The following is a 15,051-nucleotide window of genomic DNA, read 5'->3' on the forward strand; positions in this document are numbered from 1 at the left end:
ATACATCCTGCGCGATGAGTCGATGCACCTGAACTTCGGTATCGACGTGATCAACCAGATCAAGATCGAAAACCCACACCTGTGGGATGCCGAGATGAAGGAAGAAGCGACCCAGATGATCCTGCAAGGGACTCAGCTGGAGATCGAATACGCACGCGACACCATGCCTCGCGGCGTGTTGGGCATGAATGCGGCGATGATGGAGGACTACCTCAAGTTCATCGCTAACCGTCGTCTGTCGCAGATTGGCTTGAAGGAAGAGTATCCAGGCACGACTAACCCGTTCCCTTGGATGAGCGAGATCATGGACTTGAAGAAAGAGAAGAACTTCTTCGAAACCCGTGTGATCGAGTACCAGACCGGCGGCGCGTTGAGCTGGGATTGATCAAGACGGATGCCCAATCAAACCATCAAGACACCCTGTGTAGGCCTGTGCTCCACCGTTTATGGGGATCTGGTCTGCCGGGGCTGCAAGCGTTATCACCATGAAGTGATCCAGTGGAATGGCTACAACGCCGACGAAAAGCAGGCCGTCTGGCTGCGCCTGGAGCAGTTGCTGGTGCAGGTGATGGCCAGCAAACTGGAGGTGTTCGACCCGCACCTGCTGCGCCAGCAACTGGAAACCCGCAAGATCCGCTTCGTACCGCACCAGTCGCCGTATTGCTGGGCCTACCAGCTGATCGCCCGGGGCGCACGGGTGATTTCGAAGTTGGAGGCGTATGGCCTGGCGTTGTTGCCGGAGTTTCGCGAGCGCAATCTCACAGACCTGCGGGATGCGATTGACCGGGAGTTTTTCCTGCTTTCCGAGGCGCATTACGAACGCTACATCGCACCGGGGTTTCTGAAAGAAGCTTTTGGGCCGGCCCTGATCGCCACTGTCTAGCGAACCTTATAAAGCCACATGTGGGAGGAGACTTGCGCCCTCCCACCTGTGACCTCGTTGTTCACGCGGTCCAGGACGGATGCCGCTCCGCCTGCAAGCCGTACCGCTCGATAGCCTGCCGGCACACCTGCGCGTCCAGAGTCCCCTGCTCCACCAAGGCCGTCAGCGCCGCCAACACCAGGTGATGGCGGTCCACCTCAAAGAAGTCGCGCAACGCCGTCCGCGTATCACTGCGCCCGAAACCGTCGGTGCCGAGCACGGTGTAGCTGCAATCCAGATACGACCCCACCATCTGCGGTACCGCCCGCACATAGTCGGACACGGCGATCACCGGCGCGCCCTTGGGCAAGCATTCAGCCAGGTGGCTGACCCGCTTGATGTCCTGCGGATGCAGGCGGTTCCAGCGCTCCACCTCCCGCGCGTCCCGTGCCAGCTCGCTGAAGCTGGTCACGCTGAACACCTCGCTGGCCACCTGCCAATCGTCCGCCAACAAGTGCGCTGCAGCCTGGACCTCGCGCAGCAGCGCGCCGGAACCGAGCAGGCGCACCTGGGCATCGGCGGCGCCTTCCAGGCGATACATGCCTTTGATAATCGCCGTTTCCACGCCAACCGGCAGGCTTGGCTGGGGGTAGCTTTCGTTCATCAGGGTCACGTAGTAGAACTCGTCCACATCGTGCTCAAGCATCTGGCGCATGCCGTGATCGAGGATCACCGCAAACTCGCCGGCAAATGCCGGATCATAGGCGCGACAATTGGGCACCGTGGCGGCCGTGAGGTGACTGCTGCCGTCCTGATGCTGCAAGCCCTCGCCCCCCAGGGTGGTGCGCCCGGCGGTGGCCCCCAGCAGGAAGCCACGTGCGCGCTGGTCGGCAGCGGCCCAGATCAGGTCGCCGACCCGCTGGAAGCCGAACATTGAGTAATAAATGTAGAACGGCAGCATGCGCAGGCCATGCACCGAATAGCTGGTAGCCGCCGCGACCCAGGAACTGATGGCACTGGCTTCGCTGATGCCTTCTTCGAGGATCTGCCCGTCGGTGGCTTCGCGGTAGCTGAGGATCGAACCGATGTCTTCCGGCTCATAGCGCTGGCCAACGCTGGAATAAATACCGATTTGTTTGAACAGATTGGCCATGCCGAACGTACGCGCCTCATCCGCCACGATGGGCACGATGCGCGGGCCGAGCGTCTTATCCTTGAGCAGGTTGCTGAGCATGCGCACAAAGGCCATGGTCGTGGACATTTCCTTGCCATCGGCGCCTGTGGCGAAACCGGCATAATCGACGACGGGCGGCACGCTGACCGGCGCAGCCTGTTGCGTACGGCTCGGCACATAACCGCCCAGGGCCGTGCGGCGCTGGTGCAGGTAGCGCATTTCCAGGCTGTCGGCGCCCGGTTTGTAGAAATTCAAGGACTCGGTCTGCGCATCCGACAACGGCAGGCGAAAGCGGTCACGGAAGGCGATCAACGCCTCCCGGTCGAGCTTTTTCTGTTGGTGAGTGGTCATCTTGCCTTGCCCGGCCTCGCCCATGCCGAAGCCCTTTTTGGTCTGGGCCAGGATCACCGTCGGCTTGCCTTTGACCCGGCGCGCGGCGTGGTAGGCCGCGTGGATCTTGACCATGTCGTGGCCACCACGCTTGAGCCGGTCGATCTGCTCATCGCTCATGCCTTCGACCAGTTTGGCCATGACCGCGCTTTGGCCGAAAAAGTGTTCGCGGTTGTAGGCGCCATCTTTGGCGGCGAAGGTCTGGAATTGGCCGTCGACAGTGTTCGACAAGGTGTCGACCAGCGAACCGTCGGTGTCTTTGGCGAACAAGGCGTCCCAGTCCGAGCCCCATACCAGCTTGATCACGTTCCAACCGGCGCCGGCAAACAACGCCTCCAACTCATCGATGATCCGCCCATTGCCGCGCACCGGGCCGTCCAGGCGTTGCAGGTTGCAGTTGACCACCCAGGTCAGGTTGTCGAGGCCCTCGCGAGCGGCCAACGTCAGGGCCGACATGCTTTCCGGCTCGTCCATTTCACCGTCACCGAACACACCCCACACGTGGCGGTCGGTAGTGTCCTGCAGGCCGCGGTGTTGCAGGTAGCGCATGAAGCGCGCCTGGAAAATCGAGCTGATGGGGCCAATGCCCATGGAGCCGGTGGGGAACTGCCAGAAGTCGGGCATCAGCCAAGGGTGTGGATAGCTGGAAAGCCCACGGGCGCCGGATTGTGGGCCGCTGATTTCCTGGCGATAGTGAGCCAGGTCGTTTTCGCTCAAGCGCCCTTCAAGGAAGGCCCGGGCATAGATGCCTGGCGCGGAATGCGGCTGGTAGAACACCAGATCACCGCCAAAATGGTCGTTGCGGGCACGGAAAAAGTGGTTGAAGCCCACCTCGAACAAGTCTGCGGCGCTGGCGTAACTGGCGATGTGCCCACCCAGTTCACCGTAGGCCTGGTTGGCGCGCACCACCATGGCCAGGGCATTCCAGCGCACCCACGAAGCAAGACGATCTTCGGTGGCCAGGTCGCCGGGGAAGGCCGGCTGCTGCTCGACGCTGATGCTGTTGATATACGGCGTACCGTGGCGCGGCTTCCAGTCGATAGGCGGTGCACTGCCCTCCCGGGCCAGCAGGTCGAGGATCTGCCGTGCCCGCGCTGGCCCGGCGTGGGCCGCCAGTGAAGCCAGGGCGTCACGCCATTCGTCCAGCTCTTGCTGATCCAATGCCGTGTGATTGACTGCACTTACGAAACCGTTCATGGGCACCTCCGGGCTTTTTTTCCAGTTTATGTCGGTACCTGAGGATTTTTTGCCTGTTATCAGGCGCTGTCTGCAGCAGTTTGAGCATGAATCACTGCCAATCGGCTTTTTACCAGCACATTGTGCTCCAGCCCCCCGAAACCACCCAACTGTGTTTAAAATGCCGCCCGCTCAATGACTGACGCTCGACGATGACCCCTGACGCACTCGCCACCCTGTACGCTCACCTGCTCACCGCCCTGGCCAACCCGCCGGCTGAAACCCGCCGCCTGTTCCACGGCCGTGGCCGCTGCTGGCCGGGCCTGGAGCAATTGACCGTGGACTGGTTGCAAGGCGTGGTGCTGGTGGCGCTGTTCAAGGAGCCTGAGCCTGCCCCGCTGGAAGCCTTGAAACAGTGGCTGCAGACGCACCTGAGTGCTTACACCGTGGCCCTGCAACACCGTTATCTGCCGCAAAGCACCACCGAATGGCTGGCGGGCGACGCGGTGGATGAACTGACGATTACCGAAGGCGGCCTGCGCTACCTGATCGACCTGGGTAAGAAACAGAACAGCGGGCTGTTCCTCGACATGCGTTACGGTCGCAACTGGGTACGCGAACAGGCCAAGGGCCAGCGGGTGCTCAACCTGTTTGCCTATACCTGCGGGTTTTCCGTGGCCGCTATCGAAGGCGGCGCCGATCACGTGGTGAACCTGGACATGGCCCGTGGCGCCCTGAGCCGTGGCCGCGAGAACCATCGCCTGAATGGGCATGACCTGAGCAAGGTCACGTTTCTGGGCCACGACCTGTTCAAATCCTGGGCCAAGGTCATCCACGGCGGTCCCTACGACCTGGTGATCATCGACCCACCGTCCTTCCAGAAAGGCAGCTTTTTGTTGACCAAGGACTACCAGCGCGTGTTGCGCCGCCTGCCGGATTTGCTCACGCCCCAAGGCACGGTGCTGGCGTGCATGAACGACCCGGCGTTCGGGGAAGACTTCCTGATTGATGGCGTGACCCGCGAAGCGCCGGGCCTGCGCTTTGTGGAACGGCTGGAAAACCCACCGGAATTCCCGGATATCGACCCGCAAAGCGGTTTGAAGGCGCTGGTGTTCCGTCAGGGCTGATGCCGAAACGTCCTACGCTTGCTACGCTAAGGGATATACCGGGGTGGTGAACCTTATCCCCCCCTTCCCGGTCGATACCTGCATTCCTGGCCAGATTCGACGACGCCATGTTGTCGGCTGCCCCGTTTGACCTTTTGGAGAACCGCCCGTGATATCGACCCTGCATGTAGCCAGACTCAAAGCCTGGGGCGCCCACGGCTTTACCGCCACCGGTGTGGTACTGGCCTTCCTGGCCACCCTGGCATTGCTGGAAAACTCCCCCAAAGCGTGCCTGCTATGGCTGGGCCTGGCGCTGGTGGTCGATGGCCTCGATGGTTCGCTCGCGCGACGGGTCAATGTGAGCACGGTCTTGCCCAGCTTTGACGGCTCGGTGCTGGACCTGGTGATCGATTACCTGACGTACGTGTTTATTCCGGCACTGTTTATCTACCGCTACATCGACCTGCCGGACTTTACCCATCTGTTTACGGTGTCGGTCATCCTGGTGTCATCGTTGTTCTGCTTCTGCAACGTGAACATGAAGAGCAAGGACAACTACTTCGTCGGCTTCCCCGCGGCGTGGAACGTGGTGGCGTTGTGCGTGTATATCATCCAGCCCGACGCCTGGGTCACCTTGTTGACGGTGATCGGCCTGGCGCTGCTGACCGTGACGCCGATGAAGTTCTTGCATCCGTTCCGGGTCAAGCGGTTCATGCCGATCAATATCGCCGTGACCACGATCTGGTTGCTGTGCAGTTTCCTGATGGTGGTGGACTATCCGAACACCAATCCGTGGACGTTTGGGTTGTGGTCACTGATGTCGGCTTATTTCCTGGGCATATGCGTGTGGCGCACAGCGCTGGAATGGATCGAAACCCGCCGGTAAACAGCGGGCGCGGTTGGAAGTACGTGAGGGGCGGTGCGACGATTCGACGTGCACTGCCCCTCCTGCATTTGGATATGCGTGCATCAGCCGGGTAAGATGGCGCCTCTCGCTTAGCGCCCTGCCAATAATAAGCCCTGCCCATGCCCTTCGAACTCAGCGTTGACCTCACTACCCTCGCCATTCTCGCCGTCGTGGCCTTTATCGCCGGCTTCATCGACGCCATCGCCGGCGGCGGCGGGCTGCTCACCACACCGGCCCTGCTCACCGCCGGGATGCCGCCGCATCTGGTGCTGGGCACCAACAAACTCAGTTCTACCTTTGGCTCGGCCACCGCGAGCTTTACGTTCTACCGACGCAAGCTGTTTAACCCGCGCCAGTGGGTACACGCCATCGTCGGTACGCTGGTCGGCGCGTTGACCGGTGCGGTAGTCGCCCACTACCTGCCCGCCGAAACCCTGAACAAAATGCTCCCGGTGATCGTGTTCGCCTGTGGCGTGTATCTGCTGTTCGGCGGCACGCCCAAGGCACCGCTGGATGCCGATGCGCCGATCAAGAAGAAATGGCAGGCCACCCAGGGCTTCGGCCTGGGCTTCTACGACGGCGTGGCCGGCCCCGGCACTGGCGCGTTCTGGACCGTGAGCACCATGCTGCTGCACCCGATCGACCTGGTGAAGGCCAGCGGCGTGGCGCGCAGCATGAACTTCGTCAGCAACGCGGCGGCGCTGACGGTGTTCATCATCAATGGTTCGGTGGACTGGATCGTCGGCCTGGCCATGGGCCTTTCGGTGATGTGCGGCGCGTTCTTTGGCGCACGCAGCGCGATCAGCGGCGGCGCCAAATTCATTCGGCCGGTGTTTATCACCGTGGTGCTCGGCCTGACGGTACGCCTAGCCTGGCAGCACTGGTTCAGCGTGGCCTAGACGCCGCGCCAGGTAGAGGTCGATCAGGTAGCGCGCAATCGAGCGTGATGCCGGCAACGGCGGCAGCTCATGGATGTTGAACCACTGCGCGTCTTCGATTTCGTCGGCCTGGGGGACGATATCGCCCCCGGCGTATTCGGCATGGAAACCCAGCATCATCGAGTGAGGGAACGGCCAGCATTGGCTGCCCATGTACTGGATGTTCTTGACCTCCACCTGCACCTCCTCGCGCACTTCGCGGATCAGGCAGTCCTCGGCCGACTCGCCCGGCTCGGCAAACCCGGCCAGGGTGCTGTAGACGCCCGTAACGAAGCGTGGCGAACGCGCCAGCAGGATCTCATCGCCGCGTGTCACCAGCACGATCATGCTCGGGGATATCCGTGGGTAGCTGCGCAGGTCGCAGACCTGGCAATACATCGCGCGTTCCCGTGGCACCTGGACCATGGCCTGGCCGCAACTGCCGCAAAACCGATGCTCCCGCGCCCAGGTACCGATCTGCGCGGCATAGCCCAACACTTTGTACAGGGTGTGATCGCCTTGCAGCATGAAGCCGCGCAGTCCCTGCCAGCTGCAACCGGGCACTTGGGCGGGCGAATTGAGCTCCAACAAGTACACCGGCTCACCATCGAGGTGGCCGATGCCATGCTCGGCGAACACCGGCAGGTCCTGGCGCTTGAGCCACTCCCTGGGAAACAGCGGGCCGTTGCTGTCATGCAGAAAACCGTCGCGGCTGCGGGCGACGGCCCATCCGCCGGGAGTGTCGTTGTCGAGCAGGGTTGTGGTAATCCAGCCTGGGGTCATGTCAGTCAATCCACGAATTCGGGTTTCTGCTTACTCATGTGGGCCGCGATGGCCACGCGCAGGTCGTTGGATTGCAACATAGCCGAGTTCCAGGTGGCAACGTATTCCAGACCATCATTGACCGTGTGGTCACGCATGTAGCTGATCATGGCCTTGGTGCCGGTCACGGCAATCGGCGACTTGGCGGCGATTTCATGGGCGATTTCCATCACCCCGGCCAGCAGGCTTTCCTGATCGGCATACACGCGATTGACCAGGCCAATGCTGCGCGCTTCCTCGGCACCGAACTGGCGTCCGGTATAGGCCAGCTCGCGCAGCATGCCGTCGCCGATAATGCGCGGCAGGCGCTGCAGGGTGCCGACGTCGGCGGCCATGCCGATATCGATTTCCTTGATGGAGAACTGCGCCCCTTCGGCGGCATAGCGCATGTCGCAGGCGCTGATCAGGTCGATGGCACCGCCGATACAGTAACCCTGGATCGCCGCCAGCACCGGTTTACGGCAGTTGTCGACGGCATTGAACGAGGCTTGCAGTTCGAGGATCTTGCGCCGCAGCAGGCGTGCGTTGCGGCCGACATCCTTGCCGAACTCGTTGGCCACCGACGCGAGCATCATCAAATCGATGCCGGACGAGAAATGCTTGCCGGCACCGCTGAGTACCACCGCGCGTACGGCGTCGGTGTCGTCGACCCATTGGAAGATGTCGATGATTTCGGTCCAGAACGCCGCGTTCATCGCGTTGATCTTTTCCGGGCGATTGATCTGCACATGGGCAACGTTGCCGGTGAGTTCGACGACGAAAGCTTGGTATTCGGACATGGCAGTGATCCCTGACTGGCGAGTGGTAAGGCTCGCACTATAACAAGGGTGTGCAACGGCGCATCGGCCAAAAACGGGACGGGCAAGCGTGATGGAATGTGGCTGGCGCGCCGTGCATGCAGCGCCGATACATTTCATCCAGCAGGCCCGACTTATCGGCTATACCATCAGGGCCTTTGCCTGGAGCCACCTATGCCGATCACGTTTCGCTCGTCGCTGATTTTGACCCTGGTGGTCGTGCTGACCGGTATCGGCGCGGGCCTGGGCGGAATGCTCCTGGCGCTGCTGCTGCACGGCATTCAACACCTGGCGTACGGCTACAGCCTCGACAGCCTGGCCAGCCATGAAACCTTTTTGTGGGGCGTAACCGCTGCCGCCCCCCAGCGCCGTTTGCAGGTGCTGGTGCTGTGCGGTGTGGTCGCCGGGCTGGGCTGGTGGACGATCTATCGCTATGGCCGCCCGCTGGTGAGCATCAAGCAGGCCGTGTCTGCAAGCATGCCGGCCATGCCGCCCAAGACCACCCTCGCCCACGCCCTCTTGCAGATCATCACCGTGGCCCTCGGCTCGCCCCTGGGTCGTGAGGTGGCGCCCCGTGAGGTGGGTGCGCTGGTGGCCACATGGCTGTCCCGGCGCGCACGACTTGAGCCGCACATGCACCGGCTGCTCGTCGCCTGCGGTGCGGGCGCCGGGCTGGCGGCGGTGTACAACGTGCCATTGGGCGGCGCGGTGTTTGTGCTGGAAGTGCTGGTGGGTGCATTCAGTTGGCCGGCGGCACTGATTGCATTGGCTACTTCGGCGATTGGCGCAGCGGTGGCGTGGATCGGGCTGGGCGCGGAATCGCAGTACGTGGTGCCGCATTTTGTACTGAGCCCGGCACTGATCGCCTGGGCCGTGGTATGCGGGCCGGTGTTCGGCGTGGCCGCTTACGGATTCACCCGCCTGACCGGAGCCGCGAGGGCCAACGCAGCACGAGGGTGGCATCTGTCGGTACTGGCGTTGATCAACTTTACGCTGATTGGCGGGTTGGCCATGCTGCTGCCGCAGATCCTCGGCAATGGCAAAGGCCCGGCGCAATTAGGCTTCGACAATGAACTGAGCATCGGCCTTGCCGCCGTGCTGCTGGCGGCCAAGGTGCTGGTCACCGTCGCCACCCTGCGTGCCGGTGCCGAGGGGGGCCTGCTGACGCCCGGCCTGGCCAATGGCGCACTGCTGGCGATCATCCTCGGTGGCGCCTGGGGCCTGGTGTTCCCCGGCGCACCTCTGGGTGCCTTTGCGATCATCGGCGCGGCGGCGTTCCTGGCAGCCAGCATGAGCATGCCGATAACCGCGATTGTATTGGTGGCGGAGTTCACCCGTATCGACCATGACTTTCTGGTGCCGATCATCCTGGCGGTAGTGGGCTCGGTGTGCGTGAGCAAGCTGTGCCAACGTTGGGAAAACACTGGAAAAAAGCCGGCCTAAGCGCCATCCTTCGCGCTTTAAGCCGCCCCTCAGCGGCGCTCGACGTATAAAGGATATGCCCCCATGCACGCCCAACCCCTCGCCCCTGCCGATTTCGAATTCATCGAAGACATCCTGCTCAAGTACGGTGACGATCATTCGGTGCTGAACCTGGCCGAACTCGACGGTTATTTCACCGCCTTGGTCTCCAGCCCCGCACAGGTGGAAGTCGGCGAATGGTTTCCGGCGATCTGGGGCGGGCAAAACCCGGATTGGGAAAGCGTGGATGAGGCCCAGCGCTTCCTGGAACTGTGCGTGCGCCATATGAATACCTTGGCGGCGCAACTGGCGACCGATACACAAGCGTTCAAGGCGCGTTTCGATGACACCGAACATCAGGGCCAAGTCGTCACGCTCGCTGAAGAATGGTGCTTTGGCTATATCCGTGGTGCAGCCATCGGCAACTGGCCGGAGTTGCCGGCCGCCCAGGCCGCAGAGCTGGAAAAGATCTCCTGGTGCGCCGAACAGGACAACTTCGAATTGCCGGCAGACCTGGATGTAGGCGCCCATCAACAGCGGGTCAGCGAAATCGAACCGGCTGCGCGGGCGCTACATGATTACTGGTTGGCCAAGCGTTAAGCAGGCTTATTTAAAGTCCAGGTCAAACGCCTGGTAGAACGCATTGCCGGTGTTGGCCACGATCCACATCAGCACCACCACGTGCCTGCCCTTCTTGCCCTTGGGCAGCTTCACCTGGTGCTCGACCTTGGCTTTGAGTTCGGCGGCGTGCTGGTAGTACGGCACCTGGGTGTAGAAATCCTCGAAGAATGGCGTGGGCTCCAACTGAGCGCGGCTGATGCGCAGTTTCGGGTCCCAGCCATCCTTAGTGATGAGCCAGCGATAACCGCGGGTGACGTGGGGGGCGGTGTATTCCCACTGCACCTTGAAGTCCTGGCCGGCCTCGACATTCAACAGCGGCCAGGTGAACGGCGTATTGAGCTTCTTGCTCATCTCATCGTCGGTAAAGTTGACGCAGTCGCGATCGTCGGTTTTGCCGCCGCTCAGGATATGCCCATCGGCAGGCGGCGTGACGCTCTGGTCATCGGTTTGATAAGGCGCTGGGAATGGCCCCGCGTTGAGTGCGGGAAAGTTTTTGCCGCCTTCCATCTCGTTGACTTGCCAGTTGCCCAGCAGCCCACGTTCCACGGCGACCGCGCCACGGCTGGTCGGGGTCACGACGCGACCATGCCTGAGTTGAGTCTGGGGTTTGTTCATTTCAGTCACTCCTTGATTGAAAACTCCCCGGGATGGGGAGTGACCTGAACTTACCCCATCACCCGCGCTTGTCCAGCGAGCCGCAGCGTAGGAAAAGTTACATGTCATGCATGTCCCATTGAGCAGACGCGTTTGTCTTGCGCCGGATTTGGGTGCACGCCTACCTTGCCAGGAGTCATCCACCTACAGGTCTTATCCTGGAGCCGGTAGTTGTCAGAGCAACCCAAGAGCCGCCCGCGCTGCGGAAAATGCCGGTCGGCGGCGATCCCTGCTCGACAAGCACTGCGCCTATACCCGATTATTCGGGTCCGCCCGTTGGCCGCGCCAGCCACCTTGCCTTGACCAGGAGCCTTGTACCTTGAGTTCGCAGAAAACCGTGACCGTGACACCGCCCAACTTCCCCCTGAACGGCAAGGTCGCGCCCCCCGGCTCCAAGTCCATTACCAACCGCGCCCTGCTGCTGGCGGCCCTGGCCAAGGGCACCAGCCGTTTGAGCGGTGCCCTGAAAAGCGATGACACCCGCCACATGTCGGTGGCGCTGCGCCAGATGGGCGTGACCATCGATGAGCCGGACGACACCACGTTCGTCGTCACCAGTGCGGGCAAACTGCAACTGCCTGCCCAACCGCTGTTCCTCGGCAATGCCGGCACCGCCATGCGCTTTCTCACCGCCGCCGTGGCCACCGTGCAAGGCACCGTCGTGCTGACCGGCGACGACTATATGCAAAAACGCCCGATCGGCCCGCTGCTGGATACTCTTGGCCAGAACGGTATCCGCGTCGACAGCCCCACCGGCTGCCCGCCGGTGACCGTGCACGGGGTGGGCAAGGTGCAAGCCCAGCGGTTTGAAATCGACGGCGGTTTGTCCAGCCAGTACGTGTCGGCCCTGTTGATGCTCGCGGCCTGCGGCGAAGCGCCGATTGAGGTGGCGTTGACCGGCAAGGACATCGGCGCCCGTGGCTACGTGGACCTGACCCTGGACTGCATGCGGGCCTTCGGCGCGAAGGTCGATGTGGTCGACGACACCACCTGGCGAGTGGCCCCGACCGGGTATACCGCCCATGATTACCTGATCGAACCCGACGCCTCTGCCGCCACCTACTTGTGGGCCGCTGAAGTGTTGACCGGTGGCCGCATAGACATCGGCGTGGCGGCGCAGGACTTCACCCAGCCGGACGCCAAGGCCCAGGCCGTGATCGCGCAGTTCCCCAACATGCAGGCCGAGGTGATCGGTTCGCAGATGCAGGACGCGATCCCCACCCTGGCGGTGCTCGCCGCGTTCAACAACACGCCGGTGCGCTTCACGGAACTGGCCAACCTGCGCGTGAAGGAATGCGACCGCGTGCAGGCCCTGCACGACGGTCTCAACGAAATCCGCCCGGGCCTTGCGACCATCGAAGGCGACGATCTGTTGGTGGCGAGCGACCCCGCACTGGCCGGCACAGCCTGCACCGCATTGATCGACACCCATGCCGACCACCGCATCGCCATGTGCTTTGCCCTGGCCGGGCTGAAAGTCTCGGGGATCCGCATCCAAGACCCGGACTGCGTGGCCAAGACCTATCCTGAATACTGGAACGCCCTGGGTAGCCTCGGGGTGGCGCTGAGCTACTAAGCCGGCAGCGTCGGAATGGGGAGGCCATGCACATGACAATTCGCCAACCCTGCCCACCCGGCGCTTGCGTCTGCGATCGCGAACAATTGCTGGACGTGCCCGGCGCCGACTTGCGCATCCTGCACTTGACGCGCCAGGAAGAAAAACGCCTGATCGAACGCCTCGAAGACCTCAAAAGCCTGCAAGACCTGGAACACATGCAACAGCGGATGTATGAGCTATTGGGTATCCGCCTGCACATCGCACCGGGGCATACGGAGGTCAAGAGCATGCGCGGGATTCAGATCGTCATCGATGAGCTGCCCGGCATGTGTCGCAAAACCCGGCAGGCCATCCCGGCGGCTATTCGTCGCGGTATGGAGAAACGCCCGGAAATCGCCTACCGCTTACTGGACGCCCACGACCTGTTTCGCGAAGGCTGAATCAGCTGGCGACCGGCTCGTGCTGGAACACCCGCTGCCCGATTGCCTTCGCGGTCTGCAAATGCGTTTGGGCGGTACCGCTTTCCGATTCCAGCAACAACTCGGACGTCACCACCTGCGCCCCGCAGTAATCAAAGATTCCGTAGTCGATTTGCGTGCGCATGGCCTGGGCATAACCGTGCCGCTCAAACGCGCTTTCATCCGCCGCGCCGACCGCCAGCAGGTACACCTGCAAATGGCGCAGTTTTTTCACCACCGGCAGGTCCGGGCCGTAATCGATCGCCCAACCGTTGACGAACACGCGGTCCACCCAGCCTTTGAGCAAGCCCGGCAACGACCACCAATAAATCGGAAACACCAGCACCAACGCATCGGCGCGATCAATGCGCGCTTGCTCGGCGAGCACGTCGGCCGGTGGGGTGGCACGGGTGCGATGCACAAGGTGGTCAGCGGCGGTGTAGCGCGGATCGAAGCCTTCGCCGGCGAGGTCGGCGAACTCATGGCTGTGGCCCGCAGCGGTAAGGCCCGCGGCGACCTGCGCAGCCAGGTTATGGGTGAGGGATTTGGGGTCGTGATGAGCAACAACGATCAAAGCGTGCATGACATTATCTCCCTTTCAGTTTAGGCTGAACCTAAACTACTTTTAGTAAGTTACCCTCAGTAAGTTACGTTTGGTATATAAGCATGTCAAGCCATGAAACACCTGCCCCACGTCGGCGTTTATCCCGTGAAGATCGCTTTCGCCAATTGCTCGACGTGGCCTGGCAACTGGTGCGCGCGGAAGGCACCGACGCCCTGACCCTGGGCCGCCTGGCGGAACTGGCGGGCGTCACCAAGCCGGTGGTGTATGACCATTTCGTCACGCGTGCGGGGTTGTTGGCTGCACTGTATGAAGATTTTGACCGGCGGCAGAATCAGCAATTTGCCGAGGCCATCGAAGCCAGCGCGGCGACCCTGGAAGATCGGGCTTGGGTGATCGCCGCGTGTTATGTCGATTGTGTCCTGCTGCAAGGCCGGGAAATCCCGGGCGTGATCGCAGCACTGAGCAGTTCGCCAGAGTTGGAAACCCTCAAACGCCGCTACGAGGCGATCTTCCTCGATAAATGCCGCGATGCGCTGTCGCCTTATGCGCCGGGGGCCCAGGTTACCCAGGCCGGCTTGCGCGCCATGCTCGGTGCCGCTGAGGCGTTGTCCCATGCGGCCGCCAGCGGCGAGATCAGCCGCGAAGAAGCGCAACAGGAACTGCTGGCAACCATCCTGGCGATGGTCAATCGCGGTTCAAATGGGCGCGCCGTGCGTTCAACCACGGTTCTGTAGAAACAACTGCACCTTGCGTGTCAGTTGGTCGAGATGACGGTCACGCTGTTTCTCGGCGTCCACCATGGCGCGCTTGCCATGTTTTTGCAGCAGGTACGTGTGTATCTGCCGCACCTCCAACGAGCGATAGATAGCCGCTACGTCCAGCACGCCCATCAGGCCATCGGTGCCATAGTCGCGGGTGTTCATCAGCACCTGCGTACCGCGTGCGCCGCGCACTTGAAAGCCCATGGCTTCGAAGGCCGAGACCTTTTCGACCGCGCACGCCAGTTCGGCGTGGGGATAACGTGCCAGTACCTCCTGCAGCATCGCCCGCGCCACGCCCTGGCGGCGAAAGCTTGCCTGCACCGCCATGAAGGCAATACCGCAGGCTTGCGGGTCATCCTTCACGGGCAGGTACAGGCAAAAACCGATCACCTGTTCCGCCTCCATCGCCACCACCAATTCGACTGCAATGCCCTTCGATCCATCCAGGGCTTCCAGGTACAGGTGCACCTCAAAACCGATGGCGTACTGGTAGATGTTGTAGAGCAAATTGCTCGGCGGCAGCGCGACACTGCTGATGTCGGTGAGGTTGTCCACCACCATCTGCAGGATCTGGCCATTGATGGGCTCGGGGCACGGCGTGGTGTAGCGGGTAAGGCTGAACATGCAAATTCCTGGGTTTCGCGTCAAGGCAGCGGCGATTGTACCTGTTGCAGGCACATCTCAAGCAAACAGCCGGTCGCGAAACAGCGCCTGGGTCAGCGCTTGGGGGGCAGACGCCGGCGCCGCCCTCAACGTAATCTCTCGGATGCACTGAAAAGACTGGCGAACCCTGTAAGAGCAGGGTTTTCCAGTTGCATTCAA

Annotated in this window: 16 protein-coding genes; 10 read left to right on the forward strand and 6 right to left on the reverse strand. The window is 62.0% G+C overall.

All coding sequences use genetic code 11. From position 1 onward, the window contains the following. Both M5B97_RS22020 and M5B97_RS22025 read left to right on the forward strand, forming a co-directional pair. Positions 1-385: ribonucleotide-diphosphate reductase subunit beta (locus tag M5B97_RS22020; RefSeq protein ID WP_177413714.1), on the forward strand; the 385-nt coding region annotated here is incomplete at its 5' end. Positions 386-394: 9 nt separating this feature from the next. Continuing rightward, on the forward strand, positions 395-883 hold the full coding sequence (locus M5B97_RS22025; RefSeq protein ID WP_123718868.1) for a DUF1289 domain-containing protein: 489 nt from the start codon (positions 395-397) through the stop codon (positions 881-883). 61 nt (positions 884-944) lie between these two features. Here the strand turns inward: M5B97_RS22025 and mdeB are convergent, their stop codons facing one another. Then, positions 945-3,623: an alpha-ketoglutarate dehydrogenase gene (mdeB, locus tag M5B97_RS22030; protein ID WP_248732643.1), complete on the reverse strand. Its 2,679-nt coding sequence runs from the start codon at positions 3,621-3,623 to the stop codon at positions 945-947. Between the two features lie 191 nt (positions 3,624-3,814). Between mdeB and M5B97_RS22035 the strand changes: the two genes are divergently transcribed. The 3 genes from M5B97_RS22035 (at position 3,815) to M5B97_RS22045 (ending at position 6,514) form a co-directional block, all read left to right on the forward strand. Beyond that, on the forward strand, positions 3,815-4,729 hold the full coding sequence (locus M5B97_RS22035) for a class I SAM-dependent methyltransferase (RefSeq protein WP_248732644.1): 915 nt from the start codon (positions 3,815-3,817) through the stop codon (positions 4,727-4,729). A gap of 148 nt (positions 4,730-4,877) precedes the next feature. After that, a complete protein-coding gene (gene pcsA, locus M5B97_RS22040; RefSeq protein WP_123718865.1) occupies positions 4,878-5,594 on the forward strand; it encodes a phosphatidylcholine synthase in 717 nt (238 codons plus the stop codon). A gap of 140 nt (positions 5,595-5,734) precedes the next feature. Continuing rightward, a complete protein-coding gene (locus M5B97_RS22045; protein WP_123718864.1) occupies positions 5,735-6,514 on the forward strand; it encodes a TSUP family transporter in 780 nt (259 codons plus the stop codon). On the opposite strand, the gene nudC is transcribed toward M5B97_RS22045, so the two are convergent. Together nudC and M5B97_RS22055 are read right to left on the reverse strand one after the other, a co-directional pair. Beyond that, positions 6,482-7,315 carry an NAD(+) diphosphatase gene (gene nudC / locus M5B97_RS22050; RefSeq protein WP_248732645.1) on the reverse strand — a complete coding sequence of 278 codons (834 nt, stop codon included), beginning with the start codon at positions 7,313-7,315 and terminating at the stop codon, positions 6,482-6,484. The two genes, M5B97_RS22045 and nudC, sit on opposite strands and share 33 nt — an antisense overlap. A 5-nt stretch (positions 7,316-7,320) precedes the next feature. Further along, the gene (locus M5B97_RS22055; RefSeq protein WP_123718862.1) at positions 7,321-8,133 is read right to left on the reverse strand and encodes a crotonase/enoyl-CoA hydratase family protein; all 813 of its coding nucleotides are present in this window, start codon (positions 8,131-8,133) and stop codon (positions 7,321-7,323) included. A 192-nt stretch (positions 8,134-8,325) separates the two neighbouring features. Here M5B97_RS22055 and M5B97_RS22060 point away from each other — a divergent pair, with 192 nt between their 5' ends. Beyond that, positions 8,326-9,594 carry a chloride channel protein gene (locus M5B97_RS22060; RefSeq protein ID WP_248732646.1) on the forward strand — a complete coding sequence of 423 codons (1,269 nt, stop codon included), beginning with the start codon at positions 8,326-8,328 and terminating at the stop codon, positions 9,592-9,594. A 63-nt stretch (positions 9,595-9,657) separates the two neighbouring features. Continuing rightward, complete coding sequence (locus M5B97_RS22065; protein ID WP_248732647.1) at positions 9,658-10,212, forward strand: UPF0149 family protein; 555 nt, start codon at positions 9,658-9,660, stop codon at positions 10,210-10,212. Between the two features lie 6 nt (positions 10,213-10,218). Here M5B97_RS22065 and M5B97_RS22070 read toward each other — a convergent pair whose 3' ends face one another. Then, positions 10,219-10,848 (reverse strand): lytic polysaccharide monooxygenase auxiliary activity family 9 protein, encoded by a 630-nt coding sequence (locus tag M5B97_RS22070; RefSeq protein ID WP_123718859.1) that lies wholly within the window; start codon positions 10,846-10,848, stop codon positions 10,219-10,221. Between the two features lie 358 nt (positions 10,849-11,206). Here M5B97_RS22070 and M5B97_RS22075 point away from each other — a divergent pair, with 358 nt between their 5' ends. After that, positions 11,207-12,463 (forward strand): 3-phosphoshikimate 1-carboxyvinyltransferase, encoded by a 1,257-nt coding sequence (locus tag M5B97_RS22075; protein WP_134660761.1) that lies wholly within the window; start codon positions 11,207-11,209, stop codon positions 12,461-12,463. Positions 12,464-12,495: 32 nt separating this feature from the next. Next, on the forward strand, positions 12,496-12,885 hold the full coding sequence (locus M5B97_RS22080) for a hypothetical protein (protein WP_060757024.1): 390 nt from the start codon (positions 12,496-12,498) through the stop codon (positions 12,883-12,885). 1 nt (position 12,886) lies between these two features. Here the strand turns inward: M5B97_RS22080 and M5B97_RS22085 are convergent, their stop codons facing one another. Continuing rightward, positions 12,887-13,486 (reverse strand): NAD(P)H-dependent oxidoreductase, encoded by a 600-nt coding sequence (locus M5B97_RS22085; RefSeq protein ID WP_248732648.1) that lies wholly within the window; start codon positions 13,484-13,486, stop codon positions 12,887-12,889. Positions 13,487-13,569: 83 nt separating this feature from the next. Here M5B97_RS22085 and M5B97_RS22090 point away from each other — a divergent pair, with 83 nt between their 5' ends. Then, positions 13,570-14,202 carry a TetR/AcrR family transcriptional regulator gene (locus M5B97_RS22090; RefSeq protein ID WP_248732649.1) on the forward strand — a complete coding sequence of 211 codons (633 nt, stop codon included), beginning with the start codon at positions 13,570-13,572 and terminating at the stop codon, positions 14,200-14,202. Here M5B97_RS22090 and M5B97_RS22095 read toward each other — a convergent pair. Beyond that, positions 14,185-14,853, reverse strand: coding sequence for a GNAT family N-acetyltransferase (locus M5B97_RS22095; protein ID WP_248732650.1), 669 nt, complete (start codon positions 14,851-14,853; stop codon positions 14,185-14,187). The two genes, M5B97_RS22090 and M5B97_RS22095, sit on opposite strands and share 18 nt — an antisense overlap. Positions 14,854-15,051: the final 198 nt, after the last annotated feature.

Origin of the sequence: Pseudomonas sp. MWU13-2517 (assembly GCF_023242545.1) — a bacterium.
Lineage (GTDB): Bacteria > Pseudomonadota > Gammaproteobacteria > Pseudomonadales > Pseudomonadaceae > Aquipseudomonas.